This is a genomic window from Maribacter algae, assembly GCF_047345745.1.
Lineage (GTDB): Bacteria > Bacteroidota > Bacteroidia > Flavobacteriales > Flavobacteriaceae > Maribacter.
In genome coordinates this window covers 931,898-946,466 of the sequence record NZ_JBLFES010000001.1, presented here as the reverse complement: position 1 = coordinate 946,466, position 14,569 = coordinate 931,898, and the positions used below count along the sequence as shown (strand labels likewise).

General features: G+C 37.8%; 10 protein-coding genes. 3 read left to right on the top strand and 7 right to left on the bottom strand.

All coding sequences use genetic code 11. The annotated features are described in order from the left end of the window. Nucleotides 1-131: 131 nt before the first annotated feature. Nucleotides 132-2,519 carry a spondin domain-containing protein gene (locus tag ACKWBX_RS04065; protein WP_413967375.1) on the bottom strand — a complete coding sequence of 796 codons (2,388 nt, stop codon included), beginning with the start codon at nucleotides 2,517-2,519 and terminating at the stop codon, nucleotides 132-134. 274 nt (nucleotides 2,520-2,793) lie between these two features. Between ACKWBX_RS04065 and ACKWBX_RS04060 the strand changes: the two genes are divergently transcribed. After that, nucleotides 2,794-3,921: a LytTR family transcriptional regulator DNA-binding domain-containing protein gene (locus ACKWBX_RS04060; protein ID WP_413967374.1), complete on the top strand. Its 1,128-nt coding sequence runs from the start codon at nucleotides 2,794-2,796 to the stop codon at nucleotides 3,919-3,921. 18 nt (nucleotides 3,922-3,939) lie between these two features. Here ACKWBX_RS04060 and ACKWBX_RS04055 read toward each other — a convergent pair whose 3' ends face one another. The 4 genes from ACKWBX_RS04055 to ACKWBX_RS04040 all read right to left on the bottom strand — a co-directional run bounded on the left by ACKWBX_RS04055 (nucleotide 3,940) and on the right by ACKWBX_RS04040 (nucleotide 9,517). Continuing rightward, nucleotides 3,940-4,854: a DUF5777 family beta-barrel protein gene (locus tag ACKWBX_RS04055; RefSeq protein WP_413967373.1), complete on the bottom strand. Its 915-nt coding sequence runs from the start codon at nucleotides 4,852-4,854 to the stop codon at nucleotides 3,940-3,942. After that, nucleotides 4,844-5,401: a YceI family protein gene (locus ACKWBX_RS04050; protein ID WP_413967372.1), complete on the bottom strand. Its 558-nt coding sequence runs from the start codon at nucleotides 5,399-5,401 to the stop codon at nucleotides 4,844-4,846. Before ACKWBX_RS04050 ends, ACKWBX_RS04055 begins: the two co-directional genes overlap by 11 nt. Further along, nucleotides 5,382-5,828 carry an OB-fold protein gene (locus ACKWBX_RS04045; RefSeq protein ID WP_413967371.1) on the bottom strand — a complete coding sequence of 149 codons (447 nt, stop codon included), beginning with the start codon at nucleotides 5,826-5,828 and terminating at the stop codon, nucleotides 5,382-5,384. The genes ACKWBX_RS04050 and ACKWBX_RS04045 overlap by 20 nt, the downstream gene beginning before the upstream one ends. A gap of 272 nt (nucleotides 5,829-6,100) precedes the next feature. Then, nucleotides 6,101-9,517, bottom strand: a complete 3,417-nt coding sequence (locus tag ACKWBX_RS04040) for a methylmalonyl-CoA mutase family protein (protein ID WP_413967370.1) — start codon at nucleotides 9,515-9,517, stop codon at nucleotides 6,101-6,103. Nucleotides 9,518-9,778: 261 nt separating this feature from the next. Here ACKWBX_RS04040 and ACKWBX_RS04035 point away from each other — a divergent pair, with 261 nt between their 5' ends. After that, nucleotides 9,779-10,417, top strand: coding sequence for a SanA/YdcF family protein (locus ACKWBX_RS04035; RefSeq protein WP_413967369.1), 639 nt, complete (start codon nucleotides 9,779-9,781; stop codon nucleotides 10,415-10,417). A gap of 2 nt (nucleotides 10,418-10,419) precedes the next feature. Beyond that, nucleotides 10,420-11,661, top strand: coding sequence for an NRAMP family divalent metal transporter (locus ACKWBX_RS04030; RefSeq protein WP_413967368.1), 1,242 nt, complete (start codon nucleotides 10,420-10,422; stop codon nucleotides 11,659-11,661). On the opposite strand, the gene ACKWBX_RS04025 is transcribed toward ACKWBX_RS04030, so the two are convergent. Together ACKWBX_RS04025 and ACKWBX_RS04020 are read right to left on the bottom strand one after the other, a co-directional pair. Beyond that, nucleotides 11,658-13,568, bottom strand: a complete 1,911-nt coding sequence (locus ACKWBX_RS04025; RefSeq protein ID WP_413967367.1) for an OmpA family protein — start codon at nucleotides 13,566-13,568, stop codon at nucleotides 11,658-11,660. The genes ACKWBX_RS04030 and ACKWBX_RS04025 overlap by 4 nt on opposite strands. Nucleotides 13,569-13,578: 10 nt before the next feature. Further along, nucleotides 13,579-14,568, bottom strand: a complete 990-nt coding sequence (locus ACKWBX_RS04020) for a PorP/SprF family type IX secretion system membrane protein (protein ID WP_413967366.1) — start codon at nucleotides 14,566-14,568, stop codon at nucleotides 13,579-13,581. Between the last annotated feature and the right edge of the window lies 1 nt (nucleotide 14,569).

Below are 14,569 nucleotides of genomic sequence, written 5' to 3'. Positions count from 1 at the left end.
TTGTTCACGATAGTGAATCAAGTAAGCATTTATTCATAAGATAGTCAATCAACTTATATCACAAAAAAAACCGGGAAGATATTATCTTCCCGGCTTTCGAACCAAAAAACACACTATATAGAGAACTACTTTTATTGTGGTTGGATCTCAACTTTAACAGCGTTATAACCACCTCTTGGATCACCAACATAAATAACACCGGCAGGGTTATCATATGCGCCTTTTCCAAATTGTGCATCCGTTAGAAAAGTTCCATTACTTGGACCTACTCTTCTGACGATATTATTGGGGTCTTCGGCACCTGTATCACGCGCACCTTGTCTTGGAGCTTGATTTTCACCAAATCCTGTAAGCTGATCTATTTCTGTACCAGAATCGAATAAATAGGATTTTTCACTTGCACCGAAACCTGATGCCGGTGTACCATTTTCATCCCATAATGGATATCCTGCATTGTTATACGCAATAAACCAGTCGTTAGTATCAACGAACATAGTTGCAAAACCAAATTTAAACCCTTGGCCTTCCGGTACCGTTAAGCTAAACGTTAAGCTTTCCCCTGGACCAACATTAGAAGTTTGATCACTTGCAGCAACTGGAATACCAATACTTTGTAAGTATTCTAATGCTACGGCATTGTTACCGTCCTCAGCAATTTCTTCAAGACCATTGGCGGGATTGTTCACTTCTCCTTGTAATACAAATGGATCTCTTTCTCCGTTAAAAGCATATACTACACCTGGGGAGAACACTGTACGCGTAGACGTTAGACGCAAGAATCCACTATCTCCTTCTTCTCTGTAAAAAGAGAATAATTCTCCTGGCATACCGTCTTCGGCAATAGCTTCAAGACCTTCTCCCCTATCTTCTTCACCTAAATCAAACAATGGAGCGTTGTTGGCATGTAATGCTACTATCCCCGGTGTAACTACAAAACCATTTTCAGAACTTGCCGGTTGCGCTGGGTTTGGAGCCATTAAGGTTGTTATAGTGAACGTAAACGTACCTGCCTCGTTTACACCTTCTGCATAATCCAATACAGCAGTCATGTATGTATCTCCTCTTCTACCTGCTCTATCAACTAAACGGATAGTAGTGTTTGGATCTGCATCACCAACGTTTGCACCTGCAGGTGGGAATGCAGCAGGAATGTTATCCGCTTCAGTACCTAAATCATAAAGAACAAGTTCATTAGCGATATCAACACCATTTAAAGGTGCACCATTTTCATCCCATAAAGGAATACCAGCCAAATCTTCTGGTGCCAAGAACCAGTCATTGCTATTACCCATCATCGTTATTGGGGTAAATTTAGTACCGGGAACAGCCTTAAAGCTTATTTTATATTGATCTCCATTTTGCGTCAAAGGGCCAGCTCCTTCATTTACTGAATTTCTGATACGCTCAGAAAAAGTGTGTACGTTAAAAATCTCAGCTGCGTTGGTAATCGTTATATTAAACGTGGTTGTTCTAGCTACCGCATCGTTAGCTTCTCCTAAAGATGGGATAGCTTCTTCTGCCCAATCCGAAGCAGCATCGCCTTCTCCATCATACTCAATACTTGCAGACTGTCCAACAACGGGAACAAATTCACCAGCAGTCCAGATACCTGCTTCTGCGGCAACGTTTTCACGCGCACTGCCGGCCTCGCCCCATTGGACGAAATCAACTATAGCATCGGCACTGGCGAAGGTATTCGTGGAATATAGACCAAGACCTTCGGAATCTGACATATTGAAAGGAAGTACTAAAAATTCACCTGCTGGCAATTCAACAGAGCCACTCACAGGAACTATGCTGCCAATTTGGGCATATTGTCCAGGTCCTAGACATAGCCAATACGAACTTAAATCTACCGTTACGTCTCCGTTGTTATAGATTTCCACTTGGTCAAGGTTTCCGTATTGAACTTCGTTCAATACAATAGATGCCCTCAATTCGGCAGGCATGGTCAATACATTTTCGGCTCCTATAGTTACCGTTGTAGTTTCGGCCCAGTTTGAAGCTCCTGTACCTTCACCATCAAAAATAATACTGTTGTTTTCATCTCCCATAACAGGAACAAATTCCCCAGCGGTCCAAATTCCTGCATCAACTGCAACATTTTCCCTTACTGCACCGGCAGCTCCCCATTGTACGAAGTCTGCAATATTGGCCGCATCACCAAATCCGGCATTATTACGGTATAAACCTAATCCGCCTTCGGCATTCGGCATCTCATAGGACACACTTAGATATTCTCCCGGTTGAAGGTTTACATTTCCTACTGTTTCCAAAGCACCTATTTGTCTATAGGTTCCTGGGGCAAGACATAAAAAGTAACCATCCAGATCAACAGCTTCTTCGCCATTATTAAAGATTTCTACTCGATTTCCAAGGTATTCCACCTCATTTAAAACTACAGACACCTCACCTGGAGTATCTATTGGTGGATTTGGATTTTCCACAACCACATCGTCTTCCGAACAGGAAGCTAGTAAAGCAGTAATTGCTAATGCTTTGATAAAATTTGATTTCATGATAATTTTATTTTTAGATTATATTATTTTGATGATGCAAATAAACTTTCGAAAAGGTCCTTTTATCCTATAAAGATGGGCGAAGCTGAATTTTTAGCTTTAAAAAGGAATTGATCGCTGTATTCAAATATTCTCCAAGAACCTGTAAACAGGGCTAAACTTGTTATTTAGTTCTTCATTATTGTTTTAAGTCCCATATCTTTGACAAATGAAATAATTGGCGAACAAGTTTCTACGTTCGCTACATCTATGATGTTTTTCAAGCATATAAAACATGAAAAAGGACAGACTTTATTTATATACTTTTTTAGCGATTACAATTTTATTTGCCTTAGTGGGCGGAATAGCGTCCAAGTATTTTGTCAACTTAACCGTTGAACAAATGTTGAATACGCAGTTAGCATCCAGCAAAAGAGAAGCAAAGGAAGTAGCCCTCTTGTTGGGGAATGAATTTGAAGAGGGCATTGCCAAAGAAAAGATACAGCGCAATATTCAAGAAAGTATTCAAAACACCAATAACGGGACAAGCTTCATTAGTATTCTTGATTGGTCCGGAGAACGAATTAGCCATCCTGATAATACTTTGGTCGGAACAATGATACCGAAAGAAGAATCTTCGAACTCGGCCATGAATACAGAAATCAGTAATGATGAATTTTACGATTTGATCTTTACAAAACTCAATAATGCCGATTCCGATAAAACGGATATCGTATTTCTTAAACCCATACCCAATTCTGATTGGATAGTTGCCGCCCATGCAAATTCCGTTAGAATGGCTTCACAAATCAAGAGTCTGAGAAATAGGTTTTACACTATTTTCATTATCATGGGATTTGTAATGGTTCTAACTAGCGTCATAACCGTTCGCCTAATTGGAAGTTTATACGAGAAACGGATTGAAAACAAAAATGAGGCATTGGAAACTGAAGTCATCAATCTGGCCAAACTTAACAATGATTTGGACAAATATCAGAAATGGGTAAACGATAATGTGACCGAACGAAACAAGAATACAGAAGAAAGCACTGATATAAAAGAAAAAGAACTAACCAATGAGAAAGGCAAAAAAAGAATCCTGACTTATTTAAGGAACGAGCTGTTATCGGTAGCAACAGATGAAATAGCATATATCTACACAGAAAACACGATTACCTATGTGATAGATATTCATGGAAAAAGGTCTACTACCAACGCCAGTCTTGATGAACTATTCTCCGGTCTGGACAAAAACTTTTTCTATAGGGCCAACAGACAATTTATCATTGCCATTTCTTCCATCGAAAAAATAATACGTTATGGTAACAATCAATTGAAAATATTGATAAATCCTAATTCGGAAGTGGATATTATCATTGGGAAAAATAAAGCTGCAGAATTTAAACAGTGGCTAAATCTTTAACATGTAGCCTGATTAATCCTATTTATCCTTGGGTAGTTGTTTGCGTTTTTTTAAATGTAATACGTAAGTCGCGTTGACCCCTATATGCAAACCTCCCGGTCTAAAATGAAAATTATTTGGATTTAGGGTGTAACTCGCTATATCATCAAAGCTTTTTGAATTGGACATAGAAAATTGCATGATGATGTCTCCTACCTCCCAATTTAAACCAAGGGAGAAAAGGTCAAAACCCCTAGTATTTTCGTCTCTTCCCAATAAATACCCATATTCTGCGCCGATTGATACGTGATTTCCTAATTTATACCTGCCCGCAAGACCCAATAGGAACAAATTATTTTCACCTTCCGTTGGTTGATCAGATCCCGTACGGATATATGTTGGCGTAATTTGTAAAGAAAAGTCACTGCTAAACTTTCTTGCAATTATGGCCTGTGTCACATAAGACAATCTTTCCGAAGAATTATCCGGTAATTGAAATATGGCAAAATCCCTTGTGAAATATGATATGCCTTGCAGTAAGGTAATGCTAATGGGAACATTTTTATCCATTCGCTGCCTTACTAATCGGTATTTAGCAAAACTGTTGAACACTCCATCAAAAGACCCAATCCCTGCTCCTAACGTAAATCTATCGGTAAACGCATACTGGGCTCCAAGGTGTGCGGCAAACCTATCCGCTGCAAAACTTTGGCTGGCATCATTATTGGGAATGTTCCAATATCTTGTTCCCAAAATAAACTCTAACGTACCTTTTTTCCGCGTTTCTACAGATTGGCCCAACACCACTCTATTGGTCTTAAAAGTTGCCTGTGTATATAAAGGCATTGCCGGAGCTTCTTTTTCCAGAATATTCAATAAATCTTGTGAATAGGAATTGAACATTACAAACAAAAATATGTTCAAAGCAAAAATCACCTGTTTCTTATTCTTCATAGGGTGTATATTCTAATTTGAACTGAACTTTAATTTCTTTTGAAATATTGGGAACCAACAATGGGGGTACTTTTATATCAAAATCATCTATCGCAATTTCAAAATCGCCAGAAATTGTAATGTTCCCACTTTGGTTTTCGGCATTCGCTTTTATCTCAATTTCCTTTTGTACCCCGTGAAAATCCATAATACCTTTAATAAATAACGGTGCATCAACAACATTTAATCCGGAGAAATCGGCAAGTCTTCCGCTAAATGTCAGTTTTGGATAAATATCGGATTCTACATAACTCTCGTTAAAGTGCTCTTCCATCAACGCTTTTTTAAACACAAAAGCGCGTAATAACATCTGAACGGCAATTTCACCACTTTCCTTGTCTATTATACTCTGAACTTGATTGTTGGTCGCTTCAATGTTTTCCACGGCTGTGTACGAAAAGAAAGAAACCTGTCCTTGCCTCGCGATTACTTTATCGCTATTCTGGCCATACATACCTAGATGTAACAAAAACAATGCTACGATAATATTACTCCTTAGTTTTCCCATCGATCAGCATGCAATTTAACATTATTACGTCTAAAAGAAAGCCTTTACAAACTCCTTTTAACACTATAGTATCTCCTTTACTCAACTCTTTGATATTATCCTTGCTCAAAGGCGACATATCACACATAACAAAATTTTTGGAAAAACTATCACTTTTTAATAAGATGGTATGTCTATTATTCAAAAAGGAAATATTTTCCACAATACCTTCAACTTCGATAACCTTCTCTATGAAAGTAGTATTTGCCTCCTGTTCATTACTCCTAAACATTGAAATTATTTCTTCAATATTCACCTTTTGAACATTTTTAATCATGGAGACATCAGTATTCACGGGCTTTTGAAGTTCAATATAGCCCCATAAAAATACTGCTGCAATTCCTAAAAAAAGCAATACATAAACACTATTTTTATTTATCCTACGCATTTCCAATTCTATAACCGGGGCCTTAAATTAAAGCGGGCAAAGCAATTAGTCATGCACTTGCCCGCTCTCTTCATAGCAACAATGTTCCCATTGATGGTACAAATGAAAGCCTAAGCATTTAAAATTATATTAAAAACCTTTTTAAAAGTGAATTCTAAAGGCTAAAGGTGAATTTTGTTTTCATAGAAGCCTCTTTTCTTACTGTTAATCCAAGTAAAACATGATCATTTCAATAAGGGTTAAATTTAATTAGGAACACTTAAAAAGGAGTGCTACATGTTTCTTCTATATTGTCCACCGACCTCAAATAACGCTTTTGTCATTTGGCCCAAAGAGCAAGACTTGGCCACTTCCATCAACCGTTCAAAAATGTTTTCGTTTTGGATAGCCGTTTTCTGCAGTTCCTTTAATGTCACCGATGAATCATTTGCACTGTGAAGCTGTTCCAGTGTTTTTATCTGATACTGCTTCTCTTCCTCGGTCGCTCGGATTACTTCGTTGGGTAAGATTGTAGGCGAACCTTTGGAACTCAAGAAGGTATTCACACCAATAATCGGAAAATCCCCGTTGTGTTTTAAGGTTTCATAATGAAGGCTTTCCTCTTGAATCTTATTACGCTGGTACATGGTCTCCATAGCACCTAGAACGCCTCCTCTTTCGGTAATTCTATCAAATTCCAACAGTACCGCTTCTTCCACCAAATCAGTCAACTCTTCTATGATAAATGATCCCTGTAGCGGGTTCTCATTTTTAGTCAATCCCAATTCTTTATTGATAATGAGCTGTATCGCCATTGCCCTCCTCACGGAATCCTCGGTTGGAGTTGTAATTGCTTCGTCATATGCATTGGTGTGCAACGAATTGCAATTATCATATATGGCATATAACGCTTGCAAGGTCGTTCGGATATCATTAAAATCGATTTCTTGTGCATGCAAGCTTCTCCCAGAAGTCTGAATATGGTATTTAAGCATCTGAGCCCTTGGATTGGCCCCATATTTATGTTTCAAGGCCTTTGTCCATATTTTGCGTGCCACTCTACCGATCACCGCATACTCGGGGTCGATACCGTTTGAGAAGAAAAAGGATAGATTGGGGCCGAAAGCATTAATATCCATTCCTCTTGAAAGATAATACTCCACATAGGTAAAACCATTGGATAAGGTCAGTGCCAACTGTGTAATGGGATTGGCTCCCGCTTCCGCAATATGATATCCCGATATAGAAACGGAATAAAAATTCCGAACCTGTTTTTCAATGAAATATTCCTGTACATCTCCCATTAAGCGCAACGCAAATTCCGTTGAGAAAATGCAGGTATTTTGGGCTTGATCTTCTTTTAAAATATCCGCTTGGACCGTTCCTCTGACTTCTGCTAAAGTTTTAGCTTTGATATTATTATACGCTTCGGCAGGGAGCACTTGATCGCCGGTGACCCCTAGTAAAAACAGCCCCAACCCGTCATTACCTTCAGGAAGCTCGCCATGATACCTAGGCCGTTCTTTTCCTTGGTATATTTTTTCAATCTTGGCTTCGACCTCTTTTTGCAATCCGTTTTCTTTAATATATAGTTCACATTGTTGATCGATCGCGGCATTCATGAAAAATGCCAAAAGCATAGGTGCAGGGCCATTGATGGTCATGCTTACGGAAGTCATGGCATCAACCAAATTAAAACCTGAATACAGTTTCTTGGCATCGTCCAGACAACAGATACTTACTCCGGCATTTCCGATTTTACCATAAATATCCGGTCTATAATCAGGGTCGTTCCCGTACAAGGTAACACTATCAAAAGCTGTTGAAAGCCTCTTTGCCGGCAACCCCATACTTACATAATGAAATCTTCTATTGGTGCGTTCCGGGCCACCCTCACCCGCAAACATTCGCGTGGGGTCTTCCCCTGTTCTTTTAAAAGGATATAATCCTGCCGTGTACGGAAATTCTCCAGGAACATTCTCTTGTAAAGTCCATTTTAAAATATCTCCCCAAGCCTGAAACTTTGGCAAGGCAATTTTAGGAATATCCAAATGCGATAGGGATTTTGTATGTGTTTCAATTTTCAATTCCTTATCCCGAACCTTAAAAGAATATACAGGGTTTTTGTAGCGATTCACTTTTCCTTCCCATGATACAATCGTTTTCCAATGATGTGGATTCAAATTTAATTTAACATTGTCAAATTCGGCCAAAAGCAATCGGACAAGGTTTTTTTTGGTCGTATCCCCAATTTCATTTTGATGAAGTTCCAGACCGGATTCATTCAGGGAAATTTTCTTATCACAAACCGATTCCAGTGTTTTATAAATACCGAAGAGCTTTTGAGCCACTTCTGACTGAAGCTTTGCCGTTTCATCATAACTCCTGTTATTTTCAGCGATTTCCGATAAATATCTGGTCCGCGAAGGTGGAATTATATGTATTTTTTCGCTCTCTCCTTTCGAGATTTCAAGCTTAGAGACAAACTCAGCTTTCGTTTTTTCCGAAACCTTTTCCATTACCGCACCGTACAACCGATTCATGCCCGGGTCATTGAACTGAGAAGCGATTGTCCCATAAATAGGCATATCCTCTTGAGGGGTGTCCCAAAGATCATGATTGCGCATGTACTGTTTTTTTACATCGCGAACCGCATCCAAAGCTCCTCTTTTATCAAATTTGTTAATAGCTACTACATCGGCAAAATCAAGCATATCTATCTTTTCCAACTGTGTGGCCGCACCAAACTCCGGGGTCATTACATAGAGGGAAACATCACTATGCTCCAAGATTTCAGTATCCGATTGTCCAATACCCGAAGTTTCAAGAATAATAAGGTCAAATTCAGCCGCTTTAAGAACATTTATGGCTTCACCAACATGTTTGGACAATGCCAAATTTGATTGCCGCGTAGCTAGGCTACGCATATAAACCCTCGGATTATTGATAGCGTTCATGCGAATCCTGTCCCCGAGCAAAGCTCCTCCAGTTTTTCTTTTAGAGGGGTCTACAGAGATAATCCCCAATGTTTTTTTTGGAAAATCCATCAAAAAACGACGCACCAATTCGTCCACTAACGAGGATTTACCGGCTCCGCCCGTTCCCGTAATTCCTAGTATAGGTGTGTTTGATTTTTTACTCAGCTCACCAATTTGCTTCAGTTCCTTTTCCATCTTCTCCGGAAAATTTTCCGCTCCGGAAATGAGTCGCGCGATAGCTTTCGGGCTTTTCTCTTTCAGCACTTCCATTTCATTAGTGATGTTATCCCCAATGGCAAAATCCGATTTTTCCACTAAATCATTGATCATGCCCTGCAGACCCATTTCCCTACCATCATCCGGAGAATAAAGGCGGGTTATTCCATAGTCCATCAGTTCTTTTATTTCATGAGGAAGAATAACACCTCCGCCCCCACCAAAAATCTTGATATCCTCCCTGCCACGTTCTTTGAGAAGATCATACATATATTTAAAATACTCATTATGACCTCCTTGATAGGACGTCATACAAATGGCATTAACATCTTCCTGAATAGCAGTATTTACCACTTCGTCAACGCTTCTATCGTGCCCCAGATGAATCACCTCAACCCCAGTGGCCTGAATGATACGCCTCATGATATTAATAGCCGCATCATGACCATCAAATAAAGAAGCAGCAGTTACAATTCTAATTTTGTATTTAGCATGATATGGCTTTTGCTGTCCCATTTTGATAATCTTTATAAATATTCCACTCTAAATTAAGTTTTTTCCAGTAAGTCAATATTTTAATTTGTTATTGATTTCTATGGAATGGCATGAAATAGATGCATAAAATTCAGCTTATCATCTATAATCGTATGTTTTATTGAAGGTTTTGTAAAAAGTATATCAGTCTATACAATTCTTATGACATCAAAATTCTTTTTATAATCGAAAATTCATCATTTTTATCAATTCCCTACCTTTAACCTACCAACTATAGATTTAATGAGGAGAAAAAAAGTATTGAAAATAAGCTTGATCCTATTTCTGATCATGGCCTTGATTTTGCTTATTTGTAATACACTTATCAATTCCTTTGCAGAGGGAAAAACATTCACGGACCTCTCCGATATTCCTTCAAACAAAGTTGGATTACTGTTAGGTACCTCAAAAAAAATAAAAAATGGTAATCCAAATCCATATTATACTTACCGCATAGCGGCCGCCGTAACCCTTTATAAAGAAAATAAGATAAACTTTATTCTGGTCAGCGGAGATAATGGCAGCATATATTACAATGAGCCAAATACTATGAAAAAAGATTTGATTACGGCCGGAATTCCATCGGAAAAAATATTCCTTGACTATGCGGGATTTAGAACTTTAGATTCTGTAGTGAGGGCAAAAGAAGTTTTTGGACTTAAAAATGTTACTATAATTTCACAGAAGTTTCATAATGAACGTGCTATTTATATTGCGGAAAAAAAAGGGTTACATGCCATAGGGTACAATGCAAAAGATATTTCCATAAAATCCGGGCTAAGGGTACAACTCCGGGAATACTTCGCAAGGGTAAAAGTATTCTTGGACCTTGCATTCAAAACGGAACCAAGATTCTATGGAGATAAAATAAGTATTGAATAATCATGAAAACACTATTAAAAAATCTTGGTCCCGGATTGTTATTTGCCAGTATGGCCATAGGAACATCCCATTTAGTGCTTTCTACCAAAGCAGGAGCTCAATATGGTTGGATCATGGTTGTACCTATTATTTTAGCCAATATCCTAAAGTATCCTTTTTTCGAATTCGGCGTTCGCTATACCAGTGTAACCAATAGCACCCTCATAGAAGGGTATTTGAACAGGGGAAAGGGCTATCTGTGGTTTTATACACTGATTACCATAGTGACCACTTTTACTATTTTAGCTGCGCTTTATACGGTAACGGCCGGTCTCTTTATTAACTTATTTAAAATATCCGACATATCCATAAGCGGCACTGCCCTTGGATTGTTTATGCTTATCAGCGGCCTCCTTATTATTGGCAAATACAAGTTTTTAGAAATTAGCTTAAAATTTGTGGTAAGTATCCTCTTTTTAGCCCTGATTGTCACTACGTTATTAGTAGTGGCCCAAGGCCCGGTAACAGAAAGTGAGGGATTTATCCCGGTACCAATTTTCAACGAGGTAGATATTCTATTTCTCATAGGATTAATGGGTTGGATGCCCACTACGGTAGAAGCCTCAAGTTGGGTAAGCCTTTGGAGTATAGAAAAATGGAAGAATCAAGAAAAACCACCTTTGAAAGATTCCCTTCAAGAATTTAATGTAGGTTATGTTTTGACCGCAATTCTAGCAATTTTCTTTATGGTCATTGGATGGTTTACACTATACGGCACGAATACGATACTTAGCAATAATGCTGTTCAGTTTGCGGATCAAGTAGTACAGCTTTTTACAAGCCATATTGGTTCTTGGGCCTATATTTTCATTGCAGTTTCTGCATTTGCTACCATGTTCAGTACCTGCATGACCGCACATGATGCGGTAACGAGAGTAAGCTTGGACATATTGGAATTACTTGATGAGAAGAAAAAGTTTAGGAAAAACAAAACCAATTTCGCTATTGGCGTAATCCTATTGGCAGCAATCAATTTTTTGGTTATTTATTTATTCGGAGCCAATATGGGCAATCTTGTAGCGCTAGCTACTTTTGTTTCATTCGTTGTAGCCCCGATTATAGGTTATATGAATTTGAAGAATGTAACCAGTGAAGATATTCAAACGGAACACCGTCCAGGAAAAAATTTAAAGCTTTTATCTTACTTAGGGATTATTTTCTTGGGACTATTCTCCGTTTATTATTTCTGGTTGGTTATTATTTAATTTTTTTCGACCACAAATAGCGTACGCTCATTTTGTTTGTGGAGAAAATCCAAACAATAGGTGCCATTGGTACAATTATTCTTAATTCTTTCTTCTCCATAACCTTTTGCCTCTATAATATTTGAAGCTGAAAGTCCTTTTCCCAAAAGATATATTTTAATGGCATCTGCCCTTTTTTGGGATAGGCGTTTGTTATATGAAGTACTTCCTCTACTATCGGTATGGGATTCAATTTTTATTTGTAAATCTGGAAAACTGGAAACGGCAGCTACAACTTTATCCAACTCTATGGCAACCGATGGTGTAACCGTACTCCTTCCTTTATCAAAAAAGAACTTGCCTATTTTTAGAACCGTTTTATCTTCTTTTTCTAATATCCAATCGCTCCACTTGGCCAATCCTATATTAAAAGGTTTTTTTTGTACTTCTTCTATACCCTCATCGGAATAAGCCATCGAAAAGATAGAGTATCCATCTTTGGTTGCAGAGACACTAACGTAATCTTGCCATGGGATTTCTATTGAAAAGCTGCCATCGTCTTTTGAATAAATTTCTTTCAGAACATCCCCTTCTCGACTCAACAATCTAATCTCTGCTTTGTCTATTGTCTTTTTTGATGCAGTGTTTACCACCTTTCCCTTTACGCTAAAAGTTTTCAATCCAGGGATTTTATCCATTTCAAACTTATAGATATCATCTCCTCCCTTGCCTCCAGGCCTATTGGAAGCAACATAACCAATATATCCTTTATTTTCATTTTCCTTTATAATAAATCCGAAGTCATCGTCTTTAGAATTGATACCCTCTCCTATATTGACAGGAATACTATAAGAACCATCAGGTTGAATATTGGACTTGTACACATCCATACCACCCAACCCGTAAAAAACATCCGAGGAAAAATAAAGACTTCCATCAAAAATATATGGCGCAATCTCATTTCCGGGGGAATTGATTTTTGGTCCTAAATTAATGGGGGCCGTCATAACTTGACCATTATTGGTAACTACATAATATAAGTCTGTACCACCGTAGCTATCTTCAAAATTGGCAGCGAAGTAAAGTCGCTCACTTTCATCGTCAAAATAAGGATAATAAAAAGATACGCTCAAATCTTTTAAAAGAAAACGAAATTGCCCACTATCATATAAAACAGCTAAGGCCAAAGCGTTCTTTCCTTCATCATTAAAAGCCATTTGACCGTCTTCCGTATTTGAAACGATATAAAAAAATCTGTTAGAGCTTGCGGCATAAAAAGGGGTTGACTTGTGAAATTTAAAAGATGGTAGCTCTGAAAAAGGAGTTGCCATCGATACGTTTCCACTTTTTTCAAACTTGCCTACATATATATCCAAGTATGATTCTCCAGAAGGAGTATAAATATTTTTGGATTTCCGTGGGCGACTACTACTAAAAAGAAGGTTTTCTTTATAAAACGCAGGTGAAAAATCCGCTTGCGCACTATTGGCAAAAAGATTTATGATTTTAACATCTTGATCGGGAGATCTATTATAAAGCTGATAATTGAATTCAGCATTTTCTATAAGTTCTGTTGAAAATACCGATGATTTAGATTTTATAAACGTCTTGACACTATCTTGATTACCTCCCCTAGAAAGACTCTGCAACATTTTATTGAAACGATGGACGGATATAATGGTATCATTTGCACTTACACTCATGTAAAGTTTAGCTGCGTCATCATACTTACCTATCTTAAAATATGAATCTGCCAGATTAAGTAATTGGCTATTCGTCAACGGTTTTTTTGATTGTTCTTTTCTATAAGCTTCTATAGCATTTTTATATTGGTAACCATAAAAATAGTTATCGCCCTTAGAATTTTTATTCTGACCCAATGCCGTGAACGATATTAATATAAAAATGATTAAAAATCTAAAACTCATAATACTTTAATTAGAAGAATCTAGGACTATCTATTTGCTTTGGTTTGTTTTTCAATTCTTTTTCCCTATTGCCTTTCGTTTTGTTACCGGTTCCTTTTCCAAGCGTAAATTTAATAATCATCTCGTGCGAACCATTGTTAAATTCGCCTAAAGGATTGGTATTATAATCGTACGAATACCCTATAAAAGTTCCTTTGGAGATTTGAAAACCAGCCAAACCGCTGAATGCATTTTCCAGTCTAAACGATGCACCTACAGTGAATGCATTGGCAAACAAAAAATTTGCCGATAAATTCACGTTTAATGGATTTCCCTGAAGAGCATTGATCAAAAAAGCAGGTTTAAACTTAAAGTTATCAGATATTTCAAAAACGTAACCACCGATAAAGTTAAATTGAAGTCTATCATCCACAACGGTAGCTACTTCGTCATTATAAATACCCTCTGTCAAAAAATTAGGGACCGATGCTCCCAAATACCAATTAGTACTGTACATAAAAAGGCCAGCACCAATCGTGGGGTAAAAGTTACTGACATTTTGACCGTTGAAAGGTTCACCAGGGTCCCTGAAAGTTCCTTTTGAAAAATCTACGTTTAAAGCAGAACCACCAGCATCAACACCAAAAGAAAGATAGCTATTGGAGGATAAATTTACCTGAAAAGAGTATGAAAGGTCAAAATAGGTTTGCGTAACAGGGCCTAATTGGTCGTTAACAATATTGAAACCCAGGCCATGTTTTTCGTTTTTCAAAGGAATATTAGTCCCTAATCTTATGGTTCTCGGAGCACCTGGTATATCAATCCATTGAGCCCTATATAATGCTGTCAAATCCATAGCTTCAACCGAACCCACGTAAGCGGGATTAAAGCTCCCAATATTATACATGTATTGCGTATACTGTGGTTCTTTTTGACTTTTGACCTCAATGCTGAAAAAAAATAAAAAAGAGAGCAATAAAAATTGACAACAGTAACTTGGGTTAATGATTTTCCCTTTCATA